13 protein-coding genes are annotated in these 21460 nt (G+C 65.1%); 6 read left to right on the top strand and 7 right to left on the bottom strand.

What is annotated here, in order from left to right:
- Nucleotides 1-292 precede the first annotated feature (292 nt).
- The 3 genes from RBJ75_RS17925 to RBJ75_RS17915 all read left to right on the top strand — a co-directional run bounded on the left by RBJ75_RS17925 (nt 293) and on the right by RBJ75_RS17915 (nt 3605).
- On the top strand, nt 293-724 hold the full coding sequence (locus RBJ75_RS17925; protein ID WP_044406250.1) for a hypothetical protein: 432 nt from the start codon (nt 293-295) through the stop codon (nt 722-724).
- Between the two features lie 300 nt (nt 725-1024).
- Nucleotides 1025-2176, top strand: coding sequence for a helix-turn-helix transcriptional regulator (locus RBJ75_RS17920; RefSeq protein ID WP_044406253.1), 1152 nt, complete (start codon nt 1025-1027; stop codon nt 2174-2176).
- A gap of 145 nt (nt 2177-2321) precedes the next feature.
- Nucleotides 2322-3605: an Lpg1974 family pore-forming outer membrane protein gene (locus tag RBJ75_RS17915; RefSeq protein WP_044406256.1), complete on the top strand. Its 1284-nt coding sequence runs from the start codon at nt 2322-2324 to the stop codon at nt 3603-3605.
- Between the two features lie 16 nt (nt 3606-3621).
- Here the strand turns inward: RBJ75_RS17915 and RBJ75_RS17910 are convergent, their stop codons facing one another.
- A complete protein-coding gene (locus RBJ75_RS17910) occupies nt 3622-4431 on the bottom strand; it encodes a DUF2865 domain-containing protein (protein ID WP_234707319.1) in 810 nt (269 codons plus the stop codon).
- A 327-nt stretch (nt 4432-4758) separates the two neighbouring features.
- Nucleotides 4759-5322 (bottom strand): orotate phosphoribosyltransferase, encoded by a 564-nt coding sequence (pyrE, locus tag RBJ75_RS17905; protein ID WP_044407023.1) that lies wholly within the window; start codon nt 5320-5322, stop codon nt 4759-4761.
- 142 nt (nt 5323-5464) lie between these two features.
- On the opposite strand from pyrE, the gene RBJ75_RS17900 reads away from it, so the two are divergent.
- Entirely contained in the window at nt 5465-6088 is a 624-nt protein-coding gene (locus tag RBJ75_RS17900; RefSeq protein WP_044407027.1) for a glutathione S-transferase family protein, read from the top strand.
- Nucleotides 6089-6094: 6 nt separating this feature from the next.
- Here RBJ75_RS17900 and RBJ75_RS17895 read toward each other — a convergent pair whose 3' ends face one another.
- The gene (locus RBJ75_RS17895) at nt 6095-6730 is read right to left on the bottom strand and encodes a LysE family translocator (RefSeq protein WP_044407030.1); all 636 of its coding nucleotides are present in this window, start codon (nt 6728-6730) and stop codon (nt 6095-6097) included.
- Nucleotides 6730-10023 carry a DNA polymerase I gene (polA, locus tag RBJ75_RS17890; protein ID WP_411194474.1) on the bottom strand — a complete coding sequence of 1098 codons (3294 nt, stop codon included), beginning with the start codon at nt 10021-10023 and terminating at the stop codon, nt 6730-6732. The genes RBJ75_RS17895 and polA overlap by 1 nt, the downstream gene beginning before the upstream one ends.
- Nucleotides 10024-10196: 173 nt before the next feature.
- Here polA and RBJ75_RS17885 point away from each other — a divergent pair, with 173 nt between their 5' ends.
- Nucleotides 10197-10790: a hypothetical protein gene (locus RBJ75_RS17885; protein ID WP_276157006.1), complete on the top strand. Its 594-nt coding sequence runs from the start codon at nt 10197-10199 to the stop codon at nt 10788-10790.
- Nucleotides 10791-10982: 192 nt separating this feature from the next.
- Here RBJ75_RS17885 and RBJ75_RS17880 read toward each other — a convergent pair whose 3' ends face one another.
- Complete coding sequence (locus RBJ75_RS17880; RefSeq protein WP_044418285.1) at nt 10983-11921, bottom strand: 1-phosphofructokinase family hexose kinase; 939 nt, start codon at nt 11919-11921, stop codon at nt 10983-10985.
- Nucleotides 11922-12026: 105 nt separating this feature from the next.
- Here RBJ75_RS17880 and RBJ75_RS17875 point away from each other — a divergent pair, with 105 nt between their 5' ends.
- Nucleotides 12027-13100, top strand: a complete 1074-nt coding sequence (locus tag RBJ75_RS17875; RefSeq protein WP_044418287.1) for an NAD(P)-dependent alcohol dehydrogenase — start codon at nt 12027-12029, stop codon at nt 13098-13100.
- Nucleotides 13101-13344: 244 nt separating this feature from the next.
- On the opposite strand, the gene RBJ75_RS17870 is transcribed toward RBJ75_RS17875, so the two are convergent.
- Together RBJ75_RS17870 and RBJ75_RS17865 are read right to left on the bottom strand one after the other, a co-directional pair.
- Nucleotides 13345-16182 (bottom strand): sulfide/dihydroorotate dehydrogenase-like FAD/NAD-binding protein, encoded by a 2838-nt coding sequence (locus tag RBJ75_RS17870; RefSeq protein WP_044415563.1) that lies wholly within the window; start codon nt 16180-16182, stop codon nt 13345-13347.
- Nucleotides 16179-21170 (bottom strand): 2-oxoacid:acceptor oxidoreductase family protein, encoded by a 4992-nt coding sequence (locus tag RBJ75_RS17865; protein ID WP_044415565.1) that lies wholly within the window; start codon nt 21168-21170, stop codon nt 16179-16181. The genes RBJ75_RS17870 and RBJ75_RS17865 overlap by 4 nt, the downstream gene beginning before the upstream one ends.
- Nucleotides 21171-21460: the final 290 nt, after the last annotated feature.

Genomic DNA, 21460 nt, shown 5'->3' with positions numbered 1-21460 from the left:
TTATTTTATGCACGGCCGCTTCGCAACGCCGAAATTCAAACCAGGCCCCCTCCGATCGTCGCCCCCGCCGTCCCCAAAGACCGCGAGAGCTTGCTGGCATTGTTAATTCCGGTCGTTGGCGATTGGATGACGCGGCCGCCGCGCCGGCCGTCCGGAAATGCCACGCCAATGCTGCGTGCGTCTCGTCGACCAGAACAAATTAAGAACACTTTAGTAAGTGATTGATATATCATCGTGATTCGGCGCGCTGCCGACACAATATCTATGGTCTGTCTCTGTTTGCGAGGACTACATGTCCACCATCGCCTTCGATCAAACGGCGCTCACCCGGATCGCCGATTTCGCCCGGCCGCTGTCGCGGCTGCATCTTCTGGCCCGTCGGCAGGTGGTCGACGACGACCAGATCGACCGCGAATTCAACGCGGCGTGTCTGGCGATCTGGGGCTACACCACCGACGACATCAGCGACGAGCTGTTCTGCAACGCCGATCATGCCTGGCTCGACACGCTGGACGAGGCCCATGCGCGGATCTTTGCCGCCGAGCAGGGCTATGATCTGATCGACGACAACGGCATGCTGACCGACTGGTGGGGCTATTGCTGGATGATCCTGGCCGAAAAACGCGGGCTGCTGACGCCGGAAAACCGCGCCGCGGCGCGCGCCCGGATCGAGGAGAAATATCTCTCGGCGCCGAATGTGATCGGCATCATCGTCGGGCGGTGACCGCGACGCGACGTCCCCGCGAGACGTGAGCCCGGCGCGACAAGAGCCCGGCGCGACATTGATAATGTCAGCGTGGATAATGTCAGCTTGCCGACCGTTGTTGCCGTCCCGACCAGCCGTCGCGCATGAATCGTTCGAGACGATCAGGCTGCCGCATCATTGCGCGACCCGCCGCCTTTATCGATTTGACGGCTGCGGCGTTTTCATTTCAACTTGCGGCCAGCAAGTACTAACCGGCGTGGCGTCTGACGACGCGACGTCAGCGGAACCAGCATTCAAAACTCGGCGCGGCGATCGGGAATGGCGAGTATCAGTTCAGAAATTCTTGCCGGCATCGTCGGCGATTTCTACGAAGCCGCCTATGATGAAAGCCGCTGGCAGCACGCCGTCGAGGGGCTGCGCCAGGTCTGGGATGGCGCGACGATCTGTTTCGCGCTTCAGAACATCAAGACTCACAGCGGAACCGCGGTTCACACCGGCGGCGTCGATGAATCCTATCACCGCAGCTATTTCGAGGAATATGCACGCCATAATCTGATCGAGCACGCGCTGGTTCCCGCTCCACCCGGGACGATCTTCACCAACTGGAATCCGGTACCAAACGACGTCTGGTTCGAGAGCCGGTTCTGGAACGAGTGGATGGCGCCGCAGGATCTGCATTATTTGCTCGGTTCCAAGATCCAGCTGTTCGGCGACGTGATGGGGACGCTGCAAATCCAGCGCGGCCGCCAGCGCTCCGATTTCGATGCCGGTGACGTCGCTGTGCTGCGGCAACTGATTCCCGCGATGACGCGCGCCGCCTATCTGGGGCATCGGATCGGAACATTGCGGCTCGAGGCCGAGGCGGCCACAACGGCTGTCGCGGCGCAGGACATCGCGACGATCGTGGTGGGCGTCGACGGTCGCATCCTTCATATCAACGCCGCCGCCGAAACCTATCTGATGCGCCAGGACTGCCGGCTGGCGAGGACGAACGGCCTGTTGTCGGCGCGCGATCCGGCCATGTCCGTCACGCTGCGTCGGCTGATTGTCGACGCCTGTCGGCTGGACGGGGGCACGCCGGGGCGCGGCGGCGATCTGCTGCTGCGCCCTGCGGCGGGAGATCCGGCGGCGTCGATCGCGTTGTCGGTGGGGCCGCTCGCCAATGGCGGCGGCTTCGGCGTTGCGCCGGGCCGTCATGCGGTGATCCTGCTGCGGGAACTGCCGTTGGCCGTTCCGGAGGGCTTTGAGGATCACCTGCGCAATCTGTTCGATCTCACGCCGTCCGAAGCCCGGCTCGCCGCTCTGCTGACGGGCGGCATCGCGCTGAAGCTCGCCGCCGAGCGCCAGGGCATCCGCTTCTCTACGGCACGCTCATATCTCGAAAGCATATTCCGCAAGACCCGCACCAATCAGCAGAGTCAGCTGGTGGCCTTGCTCAAGAGTGCGCAACCTTTGCTCCGCCGCAGCTGAGCCGGCGTTGCCGCTTTGTCACAGCGGCCCCGTAAAGACACTGGCGCACCGGCATATGCCGGCTATTCCACTTGGACATCCTCGGAAATATTCGCCGCAACACGCCGCTACGTCGGCGCTGCGCCAATGATTCGGAGGAGTTCTCATGACGAAGACAGTGGTTTCGGTCCTGGCCATCGCCGGCGTCGTGGCGATGGCGGGAAGCGCCGCACGCGCCGATTCGAGCGAGCAGGTGATGGCGCGCCTCGCCGCCCTGGAAAAAGAAAATGCGGCGATCCGAAAAGAGAACGCCGCCTTGCGCGCGAATAAAGCGCTGCGCGCCCAGAATGCGACGCTGAAATCGTCGGGCGCTCACCCGGCCGCGGCCGACGCCGGATCCGTCGGCAAGCGCGACCCCTTCGCCGCCTATGCGGCGGACCTGCCGGCCGCCTATAAGGCGCGGCCTGTGGACCGCAACGGTCAGTTTCGTGTTTGGGGCGAAGGTGGCGCGATCTGGAGCGGCGGCGGTGCGCCGGCTTCGACCTATGATTTAGCAGCCGCGAACCCTGCGATTTTTCAGCCCAATGCGGGATCGTTCGATCTCTTGCCCAAAGTCGGCTGGCAGGCCGCTGCGGGATTCGACTATCGCTTTGCGGAATCGCCGTGGCATGTCAGCGGCCAGTTCCGCTATTGGCAGAATGGCCGGGCGTCGGGAAACGCCGTCGCCGGCGGTGCGATCGAGGCGCAGCTGTTAGCCCCGGCCTTTGGTCCAGGCACAACAGGGAGCTCTTACGGGAGCATTAATACCGACTATCAAGAAAGCCAATGGCTGGCCGATGCCGCGATTGGCCGCGACGTGCTCGGCAGCGGCGCCAGCGCGATGCAGCTCAAGGCGGGCCTGCGCGTAGCCGAGGTCGTCGGCAAAACCAGCTCGCTGAGCAATAGCGGTTTCAATTTCAATTTCGGCGCCCCGTTGCCGCTCGGCGCTGGCTTCCCGCCCTTTGGTTCAGCCGGGTCATCGACGTCGATCGCAACTCAGACGCGTAGCTCATTCCTGGGCGCCGGTCCGCGGATCGGCGTCGAGGGCTCGGTGCCGCTCGCCGGCAGCTGGGCTTTCGATTATGCCGGAGATGCCGCCGTGCTGTTCGGTTACCAGCGGCTCACCAGCACCGCCACCTCCAACACGGTGTTGACGCCCGCAATTCTCGGATTGCTGGGAGGAGCGGGCAGTTCCGTCACCTTCACCACCGACCAGCATTTCGCCACGGTGTTCAACGCGGATCTGCAGGTCGGCGTGTCGTATTGGATGACGCCGAACGTCAAACTCAGCGCCAGCTATCGGCTTGATGCCTATTTCAACGTGCTGAACCAGACCTTCGGCACCGCCTCGAGGGTGGCGATCGATCGCTACGTTCATGGCCCGCAACTGGGCATCAGCGCGACGTTCTGAACGCTGAACCGCCGGCTCAGTAAATGTCGGCGCGTTTGCCGGTCGGCATCGGCTTTGCCAGCGAGGTGATCGGCAGCGACACGTCGCGGCCGGCCCCCGGCAATCGGGCCTCCTCGGCGGATAGGTCGGCGTTGACCGGGGCCACCTTCATTTCGCCGAGCCGGGCCCGCAATTCCGCGGTCAGCCCGGGATAGGACGCGACCGGGGTGAATTCCGGGGTCTGGTCGGCGCCGAGCCGGACGCCCGAATAGGCCACCAGGCCGTCGGCGGTCGCCACCACGTCGCCGCGTCGCAACGAGGTGTCGCGCGCGAGGTCGATCGACGCCAGCCCCGCCGGGTCGCGGCCGTTGCAGGTGCAATCGGCCTTCAGCGCCTTGCGATAGGCGAAGGCATTCTCGCTGTCGGCATAGCGCTCGCCATTGCTGGCGCGCGCGCCCGCGATGCTGCTGCCGAAAAACACCCGCGCATTGCCGGCCGGGCAGAATGCCTGGCACATCTGCGCCGGCGTCATGCCGCCACGCGCCTGCAAGGGGAAATATCTGCCGTCGCAGCTGCGCACGCAGAATGCCGGGCCGCCGCCGGAGGCGGCCTGACGCGGCGCCGGCGGCGGCGCGGCCTGCTGGTTGAGGCCGAACGGATCGGCGAAGAAATTGCCCTGCGGTGTCTGTCGTTGCTGCTGTGGCGGCTGGTTCAGGCCGAACAGCGCCTCGAAGAAATTCTCGGCGGCGGCGGTCCGTGGCGCCAGCGCCATCGGGGCCACGATGGCGATGGCGGCGAACAGCGCGATGCCGCGCCGCAGGCGCGTAATGCCGGACATATGACGCAACGCTCACTCCACCGCAGCCGAATTGCGCGCAGCTTGAACTGCCGCGACCTCGGCAACTTTAATGCGGGATGGCAAACGAGCGGTGAGCGCCGGCTCAGCTCACCGAATAATTGCGGCGGGGTGGGCCATGATCGACGCCGGGAAAATCGACGCCGGAATCGCTCCTCACCCTGAGGCGAGGCGGGCCCGATCGAGTCTTGGAACGCCGTATCAGCCCAAAGGGCACGGCCTCTCGTTCGTCATGCCCGGCCTTGTGCCGGGCATCCACGTCTTGAAAGCCGTGCTGGATCAAAGGCGTGGATGAATCGAAACCAAACGCCTTTGGTATCAGCCCTTGAGGAATTCGCTCGCCGTATACAGCGCGCGGAACTGTAGTCCGGCCGCGGCGAAATTGGCGGCGGCGCCTTCCTCGCGGTCGATCATGGTCAGCACCATCGCGATTTCGGCGCCGGTCTCGCGCACCGATTCCACCGCCTTGATGGCGGAGCCGCCGGTGGTGGTGACGTCCTCGACGATCACCACGCGCTTGCCCTGCAGCGTCTCGCCCTTGGCCAGCCCCTCGATCGCCAGCCGGGCGCCGTGTTCCTTCGGCTTCTTGCGCACGAAGAACGCCGCGATCGGATGGTTTTTCAGCCAGGACAATTGCGCGATCGCGCCGGCCAGCGGCACCGCGCCCATTTCCAGCCCGCCGACATAATCCGGCATGTCGTCGCGCAGCGCCTCGAAGGTCAGCTCTGCCAGCAGCGTCGCCCCTTCGGGGTCGAGCATGGTCGGCTTGAGGTTGAAATAGAAGTCGCTCTTGCGGCCCGAGGCCAGCGTGATCTCGCCGCGCCCGAACGAGCGGGCACGGATGATATCGGCAAGGCGGGCGCGGGAGGCGGATTTGGACACGGGGGCGTTCTCTGCTGCGGCGATGCCGCGCAATCTATCGGCCAGCCACGGCCCGCGCCAGAGGCAAGGCGCCACCTTGCGAAGGCTGTTGCCCGCAACGGGCCGATGCTAGAAGCGATCTGTATTCATCAAGGACGGCACGATGATCGATCTTTACAGCTGGAACACGCCGAATGGCCGCAAAATCAGCGTCGCGCTGGAGGAGATGGGGCTGCCCTACAGGGTCGTTCCGGTAAACATCACCCAGGGCGAGCAGCGCGAGCCCAAATTCCTGGCGATCAGCCCGAACAACAAGATCCCGGCGATCGTCGATTCCGACGGTCCGGACGGGAGCCAGGTCAGCGTGTTCGAATCCGGCGCCATCCTGCTCTATCTCGGCGAAAAGACCGGCAAATTCCTGCCGGCGCCGCTGATCGAGCGGATTCCGGTGCTGGAATGGCTGATGTGGCAGATGGGCGGCTTCGGCCCGATGCCCGGCCAGGTGCATCATTTCATCGCGCTGGAGAACGAGGCCGAGCGCGCCTACGGGTTGAAGCGTTTTTCGGACGAGACGCGCCGGCTCTATGGCGTGCTGGATCGCCGGCTGGCCGACCACGAATTCGTCGCCGGCGCGCTCTCGATCGCCGATTTCGCCATTCTCGGCTGGGCCTGGCGGCACGAGCGTCACAAGGTGCCGCTTGCCGATTTTCCCAACGTCGCCCGCTGGTACGACGCGCTGATGGCCCGCCCCGGCGTCAAGCGCGGCTTCGACGTCAGACTGGACTGAGCGCTCTCAAGCGCGCCGCGATTCCAGCGCCATCCGCATTGCCAGCCCCGCCAGGACGGTCCCCATCAGCCAGCGCTGGACCAGCAGCCAGAGTGGCCGCGTGCCGAGAAACAGCGAGATCGAACCCGCGGCCAGCGCCACGGCCGCATTGACGCTGACGCCGATCACGATCTGGACAGAGCCCAGCAGCACCGATTGCAGCATCACGCTGCCGGCGGCCGGATCGATGAATTGCGGCAGCAACGCCAGATACAGCATCGCGACCTTGGGGTTCAGCAGGTTGGTCATCAGCCCCATCGCGAACAGCTTTTTCGGACTGTCGATGGCGAGCTGGCGGGCCTGAAATGGCGAGCGACCGCGGCGCCGCACCGCCTGCCACGCCAGCCACACCAGATAGGCCGCGCCGGCGAGCCGCAGCGCGTCATACGCATAGGGCACCGCGAACAGCAACGCCGTAATGCCGAAGGCTGCGCTGAGCATGTAGATCAAAAAGCCCAGCGCGACGCCGCCAAGCGAGATCAGTGCCGCGAGCGGCCCCTGCGAGATCGAGCGCGAGACCAGATAGATCATGTTCGGCCCGGGCGACAGCGCCATGGTCAGAGCGACGGCGGCGAAGCCGAGCAAGGAGGCGAGGTGGGGCATCAATGCGCCTCGTCCCAATTATTCGCCGCCCTTGCATCCACTTGCAGCGGCACGTGCAGAATCACCGCCGGGAACGGGGCGTCCTGCATCACGTGCTGGACCACCGGCAGCGTGGCGGCGACCTCGTCGTCGGGGACTTCGAAGATCAATTCGTCGTGGACCTGCAGCAGCATCTGCGCCGAGAGCTTCTTCTCGGCCAAGGCGTCCTCCATCCGCACCATGGCGCGGCGGATGATGTCGGCGGCGGTGCCCTGTAGCCTTGCGTTGATGGCGGCGCGTTCGTTGAAGGCGCGGATCGAGGCGTTGGAAGCCTTGATGTCCGGGTAGTGGCATTTGCGGCCGAACAGGGTTTCGACATAGCCGTGTTCGCGGCAGAAATCCCGGGTCGCATCCATATAGGCGCGGATGCCGGGGAAGCGCTCGAAATACTTCTTGATATAGGCGCCGGCCTCCTCGCGCGGAATCCCGAGCTGGTTGGCCAGCCCGAACGCCGAGATGCCGTAGATGATGCCGAAATTGATCGCCTTGGCGCGGCGGCGGACTTCGCCCGGCATGTCCTTGACCGGCACGCCGAACATTTCCGACGCCGTCATGGCGTGAATGTCGATGCCCTCCTGAAACGCGGTGCGCAGCGCCGGGACCTCGGCGACTTCGGACAGCAATCGCAATTCGATCTGCGAATAATCCGCCGACACCAGCTTGTGGCCGGGCGTGGCCACGAAGGCGCGGCGGATCTTGCGGCCGTCCTCGGTGCGCACCGGGATGTTCTGCAGATTGGGCTCGTTCGAAGACAGCCGACCGGTGGTGGTGGCGGCCAGCGCATAGGTGGTGTGGACCCGCTGGGTCTGCGGATGCACGTAATTCGGCAGCGCGTCCGTATAGGTCGAGCGCAGCTTCGAGACCTGCCGCCAGTCGAGAATTTTTCGCGGAAAGTCGTGGCCCTGTTCGGCCAGTTCGTCCAGCACCTGCGCCGAGGTCGACCAGGCACCGGTCTTGGTCTTGCTGCCGCCCGGCAGGCCCATCTTGCCGAACAGGATGTCGCCGAGTTGCTTCGGGCTGCCGATATTGATGTCCTCGCCGGCGATCTCGCGGATCTCGGCTTCGATGCGCGCCGCCGTCTGGGCGAAATCGGCCGACAGCTTCGCCAGCACCGCGCGGTCGATCGAAATGCCGCGCCGCTCCATCCGCGCCAACACGCCGATCAACGGCCGCTCCAGCGTCTCGTAGACCGTGGTCATGCGTTCGGCGGGCAGGCGCGGCTTCAAGGCGCGCCACAGCCGCAGCAGCACATCGGCGGTTTCGCCGGCATATTCGGTGGCGCGCTCGATCGTGACCTGGTCGTAGCCGACCTTGGCCTTGCCGCTGCCGATCACCTCGGCAAAGCTCAGCATCTTGTGGCCGAGCCGGCTTTCCGCCAGCTGCTCCAGCCCGTGGCTGTTTCGTCCGGCGTCGAGCGCATAGGACATCAGCTGGATGTCGTCGGCATTCTCGATCGAAATGCCGTGTTGCGCCAGCAGCACCGCGCTGAATTTGATGTTGAAGCCGATCTTCAACAGGCCGGGCGATTGCAATAGCGGCTTCAGCGCCTCGAGCGCATCGCTGGCCCTGATCTGGTCGGGCGCCAGGCCGGCGGCGAACAGGCCGGAGCCGTCGCCGGATTGCCGGTGCCCGAGCGGGAGGTAACAGGCCTCATTGGGCCCAAGCGCCAGCGCCAGCCCGACCAGATCGGCCTGCATCGGATCGATCGACGAGGCCTTGGCCTCGAAGGCAAAATGGCCGGTGTCGTGGATCCGCCCGATCCAGCCGTTCAATTCGTCGCGCGTGCGGACGACCTGGTACTTGCTGCGGTCGACCGGCGTCTGGCGTGCCTCCTCCGCCCGCGCCGCGGCGAGCGCCTGAGGGGTGAGTTCGGCGTGCGGCGACGTTTGCGCGCTCCCTCCCCCCTTGCGGGGGAGGGTTGGGGAGGGGGGTAACTCCGAGTCGCTGCGTTGCTGAGACCCCCCACCCCGGCCCTCCCCCGCAAGGGGGGAGGGAGAAGAAAGGTCGCCGCCGCTGCTGGTCGTCGCATCGGCTGTCACATCCGACGGATCGATCTGGGAATATTCGGCGACCCGTCGGGTCAGCGTCGAAAATTCCATCGCCTTCAGGAACGCGATCAGTTTTCGCGCATCCGGCTCGTGCACCGCCAAGTCATCCAGCGGCACGTCGAGCGCGACCTTGTCGTCCAGCAGCACCAGCTGCCGCGACATCGCCGCCAGATCCTTGTTGGCGACGATCTTGGCGACGGTTCCGCCGATCACCCGCGACAGATTGCGGGCGCGCAGGATCAGCGCGCAAAACTCGTTGCCGCCATTGGCGAGCCGCTCGATGGTTTCGGTATCGGCGGTGGCATTTCCCTTCTTGTCCCTGGCCAGATCGGTCTGGCCGAATTTCTGCTCCAGGATCTTTCCGACCTGGGCGGCGGAGCTCGGCTTGACCTTCTCGCCGGCCAGCGCCGCGATCCGGTCTTCCAGGCTGGTCAGGCTTGCCTTGAGTTCGTCCTCGATCTTCTCTGGCTCGCCTTCGGCCGAGAGAATCCGGTCGAGCGACCCCAATTCGCCGATCAGCGTGCTGGCGGCCTTCGGGCCGACGCCGGGAACGCCCGGGACGTTGTCGACCGAATCGCCGATCAGCGCCTGGACCTCGACCACCTTGTCGGGCGGCACGCCGAATTTCTCGATCACCTCGGCGATGCCGATGCGGCGGTCCTTCATGGTGTCGTACATGGTGACGCAATCGGTGACGAGCTGCATCAGATCCTTGTCGGACGACACGATGGTGGCGGTGGCGCCGCGCGCGCAGGCATCGCGCACATAGGTCGCGATCAGATCGTCGGCCTCGAAGCCGCCCTGTTCGATGCAGGGCAGGTCGAAAGCGCGCACCGCCTCGCGAATCAGGGCGAATTGCGGAATCAGATCCTCCGGCGCCGGCGGCCGATGCGCCTTGTATTGCGGGTACAGCTTGTTGCGGAAGGTGACCTCGGACTTGTCGAAGATGATCGCCAGATGGGTCGGCCGGTCGTCCGGCGGCATGTCGCGCAGCAGCTTCCACAGCATGTTGCAAAAGCCGAGCACGGCGTTGACCTGCAAGCCGTCGGATTTGCGGTTTAAGGGCGGCAGCGCGTGATAGGCGCGGAAAATATAGGACGAGCCGTCGACCAGAAAGACGTGGTCGCCCTTTCCGGGAATCTTGCCGGGAATCTTGGCGGGGTTCTCGGCAGGATTGTCGGCAGGCGGTTGAGCGGCGGCGGGCATGGCTTGATCTGAGCTGTCTGGCATGGCCGCAACTTAAGGGTTTTTGCGGCCAATGACAGTCGTCCGGAAGCCGACACAGCGCGATTATTTTCCGCTGACCGGCGCCCCAACGGGTTGCGTCCGTTCCGGTTCCGTGCGCCGGTGACCGCATCTCACCCCGGAAGGATACAGCGATGGCCACGCGGCTCGACGAATTGATGGAGAGGCTGCGCGAGGTCGAAGGCCAGATCGAGACCGAGATCGTGCGGCAGCGCGAGGCGCTGCGCTATCGTCTGGAAAACCGCAGAATCATCTTCGAGGAGGACGTGCTCCGGTTTCAGCGCGCCATCAAGGTGCGGCTGTCGCAATATATCCGCAACGCCAATCCGTGGATCGTGATCACCGCGCCGGTGATCTATTCGCTGATCATCCCTTTCGTGCTGCTCGACCTGTTCGTGATGGCCTATCAGGCGATCTGTTTTCCGGTCTACAAGATCCCCAAAGTGCGCCGCCGTGACTATCTGGTGTTCGACCGCCACCATCTGGCCTATCTCAATCTCTTGGAAAAGATCAATTGCGCCTATTGCTCCTATGGCAATGGGGCGATTGCCTTCGCGCGGGAAGTGGCGGCGCGCACCGAAGCCTATTGGTGCCCGATCAAGCACGCCCGCCGCGTGCTTGGCCCGCATCCGCATTATCAGGGCTTTGCCGATTTCGGCGACGCCGAGGCGTTTCGCGGCAAGATCGACGAGCTGAAAGACGGCTTGAAGATCGACGGCGCGGGGTGACTGGCGCCGGGCACTGCATTCAACGCTGTCATTGCGGGGCGCGAGCAGCGATAGCTGCGAGCGAGCCCGGAATCCATAGCCCCTGGCCTGAGTTGCGTGCATTGCCATAACGCGCTGCTGCGGCGTATGGATTCCGGGCCTGCGCTGCAAGAGCAGCGCATCCCGGAATGACGCATGTGGACATCCTGCGCTCTAACCGATCCGCCGCACGCTGGTCTGCGCGAAGAATCGCTGGACATCATCGAGCCGTGACAATTCGGTACCGGGATTGAGCAGCGCCGCCGAGCCCGCCGCGATGCCATAGCGCAGCGCGGTTTCGAGATCGTCGCGGCATGTCAGGCTCCAGATCAGCGCGCCGAGAAAGCTGTCGCCGGCGCCGACCACGCTTTCGGCGGCGATCGGCAGGGCTTCGGCGCGCAACGCATAGTCGCGCGTGATCAGCAGCGCGCCGTTCGGCCCCATGCTGAGCGCCACCATCTCGACACGGCCCTGGTCGATCAGATCGCGCCCCGCCGCGATCAGCGCGCCTTGATCATCCGATGTCACCCCGGTCAGATGCTGGAATTCGCTCAGGCTGGGCTTGATCAGATAGACCCCTTGGTCGAGCGCGGCGGTCAGCGGCACGCCCGAACTGTCGACGATGACCTTGCTGCCCTGCGCTTTGCCGGCGCGCGCCAGCTGCGCGAAGAAATCATGCGGCACACCGGGCGGCAGGCTGCCGCTGGCGATGATGAAGGCGGGCGCCGGCCGCGCCGAGGCCGCCGGGATCAGCTGGGTCCATTCCGCTTCGGTCAATTCGGCGCCGGGCACCACGAAGCGGAATTGCCGCCTTGTGCTGATCTCAAACACCGTGAAATTCTCGCGGGTCTCGGCCGCGATCGGAATCTCCAGGCTCTGAATGCCTTCGCGCCGGATCAGATCATGCAGCAGATCGCCGGTCATCCCGCCGGTCGGATAGATCGCCAGCACGTCGCCGCCGAGCCGCCGGATCACCCGCGCCACATTGATACCGCCGCCGCCCGGATGGCGGATCAGTGGCCCGCAGCGCAGCTTGGAGAATGGCGCCAGCTGCTCCACCGAGCTCGAGGCGTCGATCGCCGGACTCGGCGTAACGGTAACGATATGGGGCAAATGAAATTTCCGCTGCGGATCGGCATTATTCTATCGGCGCGGCCGTGGTCAATCCACCACGCTCACCTAGATAGTTCGGCGAGCTTGAACAGTAGGAGGACGCCGATGAGCAAGATGAAAGCCGCGGTCTTTGTCGAGCCTGGCCGGATCGTGTTGGACGACAAGCCGATCCCGGATATCGGTCCGCTCGACGCGCTGGTGAAGATCACCACCACGACGATCTGCGGCACCGACATCCATATCCTGAAGGGCGAATATCCGGTCGCGCGTGGCCTGACCATCGGCCACGAACCGGTCGGCGTGATCGAGAAGCTCGGCTCCGCCGTGCAGGGCTATCAGGAAGGTCAACGGGTGATCGCCGGCGCGATCACGCCGAGCGGCCACAGCAATGCCTGCCTGTGCGGTTGTCTCAGCCAGGACGGCGCCGGCACCAAACACGGCTTCAAGGCGCTGGGCGGCTGGAAATTCGGCAATACGATCGACGGCTGCCAGGCCGAGTATGTGCTGGTGCCGGACGCGATGGCCAATCTGGCGCCGGTGCCCGATGGCCTCACCGACGAGCAGGTGCTGATGTGTCCGGACATCATGTCGACCGGATTTGGCGGCGCCGAAAGCGGCAAGATCCGGATCGGCGACGCCGTGGCGATTTTCGCACAGGGCCCGATCGGGCTGTGCGCCACCGCCGGCGCCAAACTATCCGGCGCCACCACCATCATCACCGTCGACGGGTTGCCGGAACGGATGGCGGTGTCGCGCCAGCTCGGCGCCGATCATTGCGTGAACTTCAACACCGCCGATCCGGTCGACGAAATCATGCGGCTGACCGATGGCCGCGGCGTCGACGTCGCGATCGAGGCGCTGGGCACGCAAGCGACGTTCGAGGCGGCGCTGCGGGTGCTGCGGCCGGGCGGGCGGTTGTCCAGCCTCGGGGTCTATTCGTCGGATCTGTCGATTCCGCTCGGGCCGTTCGGCGCCGGTCTGGCCGATACCACGATCGTCACCACGCTGTGCCCCGGCGGCAAGGAGCGGATGCGGCGGCTGATGACGGTGATCGATTCCGGCCGGATCGACCTCACCCCGCTGGTGACGCATCGCTTCAAGCTCGACGACATCGAGGCGGCCTATGATCTGTTCGGCCACCAGCGCGACGGCGTGCTGAAAATCGCGATCACGCCGTAGCGGGCAGCGCGGAACACCGAGCTTAGCGGCTGACGCTCTTTCCCTCCCCCTTGCGGGGAGGGTGGCCCGGCGAGCGCAGCGAAGCCGGGTCGGGTGGGGGGAGCCACGGACTCGGTGCTCGCCGCTACCCCCACCCGGCTCGCCTGCGGCGATCCACCCTCCCCGCAAGGGGGAGGGTTGGGAGTCGCGGCTGCCATTGGGTGAAACGCGCACGCCCGGATAGGCGGTCAGGTTTGGTTCTCGCTCACGCAAAGCCGTGCTTGATCTTGCTCTCCAGCTCCTGCGCCTTGAAATGGTTGAAGCGGGGCAGGAATTTGTCCCAGTCGATGCTGTGGGCGTCGAGTTCGGGGCCGTCGATGCAGGCGTGTTTGCGCACCATCTTGCCGTCGATCGTCACCGGCACCATGCAGGCGCCGCACATGCCGGTGGCGTCCACCATGATTGAGTTCAGACTGGCCACGGTCTTCACGCCGTAAGGCTTCGTCAAATCACTGACCGCGCGCATCATCAAGGGCGGGCCGATCGCGATCACTTCGGCGATGGCGCGGCCTTCGCCCTGCTGATTGGCCTTCATCATCTGTTCCAGCGGGCCGGTGACAAAACCTTTGACGCCGAACGAGCCGTCATTGGTGGTGTAGATCACGTCGAGCTGGTCGCCGAATTGTTTCTGCAACAGGCCGACGCGCTCATCGGCGCCGGTCCAGAACAGGAAGTCGACGGCGCGGAAGCCCGAGATCAGGGTGACGTGATTGCCCATCTCCAGATGCGCCCGCATGATCGGATAGACCGGCGGCAGGCCGACGCCGCCGGCGCAGAACACCACGGTCTGGTTGCCCTCATAGCGATGCAACTCGGAGGCGCGACCCAAGGGGCCGGCGATGCCGGAGAAGGCATCGCCGATCGCCATCCGGTTGATCTCCAGCGACGAGGTGCCCATGCCCTGCACCACCAGATCGATGGTGCCTTTCTCGGCGTCCCAATCCGCCAGCGTCAGCGGGATCAGCTCGCCCTTGTCCCAGGGCAGCACGCGGACGAATTGTCCTGGCCTCGCGGCCTTCGCCACCATCGGGGCGCGCACCACGAATTCGACGATGCCGCCGGCCAGTTCGATCTTGTCGACGATGGTCGGCTTCAATTGCCCGAGCTCGGTGTAGCGCGCGGCCTTGGCGACCATCGCGGTGATCTCGGCGGCCGAGAACGGAATCTCGCCGACGATTTCCCGGGCGGCGGCCTGGCCGTCGCCGGCGGCGCGGATCGCCGTGGAGCCACCGCGCGCGGCGTCGCCGCCGGTATAGACGTCGGGGATCGAGGTCTGCTGCGAGCCGCGCTCTATCTCGATCGTGCCCCATTTATTGGTCTTCAGCGTCGGCTCGGCGTCCTTCATGATCGGATTGGCGGTGTTGCCGAGCGCCATGATGACGAGGTCGACCGGCAGCCGCTCGACCTTGCCGGTCGGCTTCGGGCTGCGCCGGCCGCTCTTGTCCGGCTCGCCGAGTTCATTGACGTCGAGCACCGCGTAAGTGACGAAATTGGTCTTGCCGTCTCCCAAAAATTCGCTCGGGCTTCGCAGCACCGCCAGAGCGATGCCTTCCTCCAGCGCGTGGTGCAATTCCTCGACGCGGGCCGGCATTTCCTTCTGGGTGCGGCGATAGACGATGGTGACGTGGCCGCCGAGCCGCTTGGCGGTGCGCGCGGCGTCCATCGCGGTGTTGCCGCCGCCGATCACGAATACCTGCTTGCCCTTCACCTCGGGCAGCGGCGTCTCGTAGCGGTCATCCAGCCCGCGCATCAGATTGACGCGGGTGAGAAACTCATTGGCTGACATCACGCCCAAGAGATGCTCGCCCGGCACGTTCATGAAGGTCGGCAGCCCGGCGCCGGTGCCGAGAAACACTTTCCAGAACCCCGCGGCCTTGAGGTCTTCCAGCGTCGCGGTCTTGCCGACCACGAAATTGCGCACGAAGCGGCCGCCGAGCAGGGTGATCTTCTCGACCACGTCGTCGATCAGCGAATTCGGCAATCGGAATTCGGGAATGCCATAGCGCAGCACGCCGCCGAGATCGTGGAACGCCTCGAACACCGTGACCGGGAAGCCTTCGGCGGCGAGCAGATAGGCGTTGATCAGCCCGGCCGGGCCGGAGCCAACCACCGCGATCGGCGGTTTGGCCGCCGCCGCCCACGGGCTGACAATGCCGGCGAAGCGCTTGTTGGCGCCGGGATTCACCGCCTTGTCGTGCTCGGGCAGGTACCATTCGATCTGGCCGATCTCGATCGGCCGCTTGGTATGGGTACAGACGCCCTGGCACTGCAATTCCTGCGGACAGACCCGACCGGTGACGTTGGGCAGCGGGTTGCAGCTCTCGATCAGCTCCAGCGCCTCGCGATGCCGGCCGGTGCCGAGCAGATCCAGCATTTCGGGAATGTGGATCTTGACCGGGCAGCCGCCCTTGGGCTCGCTCTTGCCCTGGATCAGCAGCCCGACCTCGCAGGGGCGATCGTCGCATTGCTTGTCGCGCAGCACTTCGAGCCAGACGAACAGCTCGCATTCGCGCAGCGAATAGCCCAGGCTCTGATAGCCAAGGTAGCCCTGGTTGACGAGTTCGAAATCCTGCGCGCGCTGCTCGGCGGGGCGGATATAGGGCGGGATATAGGTCTCGCCCGGCCAGCCGACCGACAGGTCCTTGAACATCGGATAGCGCTCGCGCAGATGGACGTCGATCGCCTTGATGAATTTGCGCTTGAATTTCAGCGGCAGCGCCCAGACGAAGCGCTGCAGGATCACGCTCATGTCGTCGTCGCGCTTGAGCAGATCCCACAGCGTCGTGGTGAAGCCTTGCCCCAGCTCGGCCTGCTGGAATTCCCAGACGATCGCACTGGTGCCGTCGGCGATGAAGATGTCGCGCAGCGATTTCGGATCGTTCAGCAGCCGCTTCTGCAGCAGCGCGACCTGTTTCTGGAACACGCCGACCGCCTCGGAGGTCTGCAGCTCCTCGAGCTCGCTGCGGCTGGCTTCCAGCGTGCTGCGCGCCTGTTGGTAGCGCAGCAATTCGTCGGCGACCGCGACCGGTGTGGTGCCGCTCATCGGATGATCTCCGCGTCGCAATTGGCCGCCGCGCGGTTGAGCTTGGCGGTCAGTTCAGGCGTGATCTTGATCTTGCTGAACACATTGGGGATCACATGGGCGACGTCCTTGGAGGCGCCGCCGACCATGATCTTGGTGAGTTCGAACACTTCCGGCACGTCCTGATAGCAGCTCTTGCAGTTGGTGCACTTGTCGAGATCCGACTCGTTGATGGTGATCGGGATCGCGCCGGCGCCGTTGGCCGATTTCGCGGCGTTGACGGCCGCCATCGGCGCCGTTGCGCTCGGGGCGAGCCCCGCCATCAGCCCGGCGAAACCACCCGCCGCCGGTGCGTTGGACGAGGCGGCGAGTTCGCTCATGCCGCGCGCGATCGAATCCAGCGAGCTTTCGCGCGCCTTGATCGATTCGTCGTAGCGCTGCAGCAGCGCCTCCAGCTCGACGCGATGGTTCTCGTCGATCTGCCGGACCTCGAAGCCGGCGAGATATTGCAGCGTGCGCCAATATTTCCGCCGCTCTTCGACCAGCTGGATCACGCCGTCGCCGACCGCGTAGCGCACCAGGTGCTTGTCGGCGTCGGTGGCATGGATGAACGGCGTCTTGCCGACGCGCTGCTCGGCGCTCAGCGTGACATAGTCCTCGACCGGCACGGCGTCGGCATCCTTGGCCAGCCGCTTGAACTGCTTCTTGAAGCGGACCTCGGTGAAGGCGAAATCGGCCGGCGTCACCTTGGTCTTGAGCAGCTGGGTGGCACCATTGTCGTCGACATATTCGATCGATTGCGAGGCCCAGTCCTGATCCGGCTCGGGGTTGCCGTCGAGCGAGAATTTGCTGCGCAGATTGGCGCCGCGGCGCGGATCGTGGACGAACACCGGGTTCATCCGGCTCTCCACCGCCTTGCGGGCCTGGCGGTTGGCGACAGCGTCGCCGATGCCGTGCTCGGCCTGGCACGGGGTGTAGACGTCGAGCACCGCCGGCGAATCGGTGACGTTGAGGAATTCCATCACGTTCTTGAGGAAGTGGCCCTGCAGCGAGGTGGCGGTCTGCACCACGAACACATTGGGATGGAAGGCGGCGATCAGGCCGAGCTCCTTGCGGGATTCCTGCTTGCCGTGATTGGCGACGCCGTAGCGCGACAGGTCGGAATCCTGCCCGGTGAGGCTGGCGGTCGAAGTCTGGCCGCCGGTGTTGGAATAGGCGCCGGTGTTGAGCACCACCACCTTGACCGGGGTCTTGGTGGCGAGCAGCCGCGACAGCGCGCCAAAGCCGATGTCATAGGTGGCGCCGTCGCCGCCCAAGCTCAGCACCGTCGGCAGCAAGGCGCGCTCCTGCGGGGTAAACTGGCCCCAGCCGAAGTAACGCAACACCTCGTCGTGAACCGCCGGGTCATAGGCATCGGCCAGCTCCAGCCTGGCGATCCGCAACGCGCGGAAATCGTCGGAGGCGGCAGAGGTCAGGCCCTCGAACAGGCCCTTGGCGATCGCCGGGGCATCCTGGAACAGGCTGTTGACCCAGGGGTCGGTGTAGGGATTGAACGGGAAGGTCGAAGCATAGACGCTCGAGCAGCCGGTGGCGTTGGCGATCACCATGCCGGACGGGCCGTTGCCGGTCGGGCCGCTCTCATAGAGATACAGCCGCTTTTCCAGCGTCTTCAGGGTGCGATCGATCCGCGCGCAGCGCTCGGTGTCGGCCGCTACCGCGTCGCGCTTGGCGGCGAGCTGATCGATCAGCGCCTCCAATTCGCGGGTGTGGTCGCGGCGGCGCTTGTCGTGGATGGCGTGGTTGGTCGAGGTGACGAGGCGGATCGCCGTGACCTCGCCGCAGCCGCGACAGGCGCCATGGCCGCCGGTGGTGGCGTAGTAATTGGCGCGATCGAGCATCAGCCGCTTGGTCTCGCCGCCGGCGCTGGTGGCGCCGTCGAAGAACCGCGCCGGCGTGTTCGGCATCCGGCTGAGAAATTCGAACCTTGTCTGCAGCGTTTCCAATAGCGGCTCGTCCTGCTCACGGTCGACCAAGGCGCCGGGGCCGCAGACCTCGATGCATTCGAGACAGCCCGAGCATTTCCACGGATCGACGCTGACCGAATACAGCCCGCCGGAGCCGGGCTGGCTCTTTTCCATCGCGTCGAAGAACGGCCGGGTCCGCGCCACCGGATAGACCTGCAAGGCGGCGGCGAGTTTGCTGAGATTGCGCTTCAAGGTCGCGTTGTCGGTGTCGGACGTGGCCGCGACTTGCGCCACCACGTCGTGCAGCGTCCTGTTCTCCTTGCTGCTGCGATAGATCTCGCGGATCGCCTCGGTCAGCGCCGGCACCTGGCCGCGCAGCGCGTCCTGCTGCGCCGGCGCGATGTCGAGTTGTCCGATCGCGGTGGTCAGCAATTCATGGATGTCGTGCACCGCGTTGGGGATCGCCGCATCCGGGCAGACCAGCGCGCATTCCAGACAGCCGGTGCACAGATCGGGATTGAACTCCGGCACGTTGCGGCGGAACAGGCCCTTGTCCTTCATCGCGGCACTTCCGGCCGGCATGAACAGGCCGACGCCGGGCAGCACCGGCGCGTCCGCGATGGTGCCGTCGCGGAATGGTGCGGCCATCACGTCGTCGTAATATTGCGGATCGAGGAAGCCCGCGGCCGAGGCCGGGGCGGCGATCCGGCACATCGCCGCCGAGGTCGACACGTTGTGGCTGGTCTTTGCCGCGGGTTTGACTTCGGCGGCGCGGAATTCCGGCGCGTCGTAATCGACCTGATGGGTGGCTTCGAGGCCCTCGCGGATCACCGCCATATTGCCTTCCACCACCGGGCCGCCCTTGGCGCCGAACTTCTTGGCGATCTGCTGGCGGATCTTGGTGAGAATGACGTCCTGCGAGGTGTCCGCCACCACGCGGTCGACATGGCCGCACACCGCGCCGATGAAGGCGATGCCCATCATTCGGGTTTCGAGCTCGGCGGTCGGCGCATGTTGCTTGGCGACCGCGAAGGCGTCGATCACGAAGAAGCGGATGTTCTTGTCGCGGATGGTATTGCGCGCCGAGGCCGGCAGTTCGCGCCACACCTCCAGCGCCGGCAGATTGGATTGCAGAATGAAGGTGCCGCCATCGACCAGCCCGCGCAGCGGGCTGGTGTGGACGAACACCTTATGGTCCGGCGAGATCACGATCTCGACGTCTTCGAGCTCGGCATTGGTGATCTTGATCGGCTCCGGCGACAGCGTGATGTAGTAATTGGTCGGTGAGCCGCTCTTTTCCGAGCCGTATTTCGGCGCTGATTTCGAGTGCAATTCGAGCACGCCGGCCAGAATGTCGGTCAGCAGCTTGCCCGACGCGATGGTGCCGTAGCCGCCGATCGAGTGGAAGCGGATCCGGAATGCCGAAGCCGGCAGCAGGCTCGGATTATCCTCGGTCGACAGCGCCATGAATTGGGTTTCGGGATAGGCCGCCTTCAGCCGATCCTGAAGCACCGCCATGCGGGGCGACGGGGTCTTGGTGAAGAACTGGGTGCCGAGATAGACGAACGGCGCGTTGGTGGTCGGATTCTCCATGTTCTTGTAGGCCGCGATCAGATGGCGCGGCTGCAGATCATGGGCGCCGAGGCCGAAGATCGCGGTGGTGAGCTTCGGCAGTTTGTCGATCGGCGGAATCCCGGCATGGCGGACGCCGTCGGCGTTTTCGCGTGCCTTGCACAGCGCCTGCGTGACGAATTGCGTCAGCGCGGTGACTTCGGAGCGCTCCAGCACGGTGACGGCCTTCTTGCCGGCCAGCGCGGCGACCAGTTCGGCCTCCGGGAACGGCTGCAGCAGCTTGATCGCCACCACGCCGACCTTCTTGCCCTGGCTGCGCAGATAGGTCGCGACCGCCTCGGCGTCGTCGGTGACCGAACCGAGACCGACCAGAACGGTGTCGGCGTCGTCGCACATATAGGTCATCACCGGTCTGTATTCGCGCCCGGTCAGCGCCGAAAATTCCGCCATCGCCTCGTTGACGAAGCGTGGCACCGCATTGGCGAAATGGGTGCGGTGATCGACGGCGCCGGCCTGGAAGTCGGGCTGGTTCTGCACGCCGCCAGTGAGGCCCGGATTGTCGATATCGACCAGCGCCGGCACCAGCTGCCGCGTGCCCTTTTCGGGCGCGTTGATCCACTGCCGCTTCCATTGGCCGCGCAATTCTTCCGGCACGTAGTCCAGCGTCGCGCCGATCAGCGCGCCGTCATTGTCGGATTCGATGGCGTCGGCATGGCTGTCGAGATGCAGCTTCAGCTTGGTCAGGTCGCAGGCGATGAAATCGCCCTCGTGCCGCGCCAGATATTGCTTGAGCTGGAACACGCGGCCCTTGGCGCCGAACAGCATCTCCTGCGCCACCGTCGGGCATTTGATCCGGCCGGCGGGATCGCCGAGGAATTCGCGCAAGAGCTCTGGCTCCGGCATCAGCGCTTCGCTCAGCATGTGGCTGGTGGCAAAGCCGTCCATCGCATTGGCGACCGGGATCAGCGAGGTGGCGCTGACTTTATAGGAGATCGCCGCGAGGTCGGCGGCCTCCTGCGGATTGGCGCCGAACAGGATGGTGTAGCCCGACGACAGCAGCGCGTAGACGTCGTCATGGCCGGCCATCACATTGAGCGAATGCTTCGACACGACGCGGGCGGCGACCTGCAACACGAAGCCGCCGACCTTCTTGCCGACAGTGACGTAATGCGATTCCAGCCCGTACAGGATGCCCTGGCTCGACGAGGCGTTGGAGACGAACTTGCCCCCGGTCAGCGCGGCGCCGAGCGCGCCGGACTGCGCCGAATGCTCGCCCTCGGGCTCGAAGAAGAACGGGTGCTTGCCCCAGACGTTACAGCCGCCGGCGGAGCGGAACGCCTCATAGATTTCCGAAATCTCGGTCGAAGGCGTGATCGGATAGCCGATGACGCCGCCGCAAACGTGGCCCATGACCTGCGCGACCGCGCCATTGCCGTGGATGACGCTGGGAAGACCGGGATATTTTGCGTTCATGTGCTGTCCGTCCGTGTTTCAACCGCTCGAGCCCGCGGTTCGTCGCTTTGAGAGGCGGGAAATGCATCGACAGCCAGGGCTGCTGCGTCACGCGGCGGCCGGTCCACCGATCTCGATTTTCAGATTTGACCGCATGCGAACCAGTCGGGCCTGCTGGCCGAGCCTCCGCCAAGTTGTGCAGCGCAGTAGCACGGGGGAAATACCGCCGATTTGATGCGCATCAAAAGCGAAGAATTACCCGCGGTTCGCGCAATAAAATTTCCCTCGGCGCGGATTCCATTGCGGCTCGT

The sequence above is a fragment of the Rhodopseudomonas sp. BAL398 genome (genome assembly GCF_033001325.1).
GTDB lineage: Bacteria > Pseudomonadota > Alphaproteobacteria > Rhizobiales > Xanthobacteraceae > JARJEH01.
The sequence above is the reverse complement of the archived record's forward strand: the minus strand, read 5'-3'. Positions and strand labels throughout refer to the sequence as shown.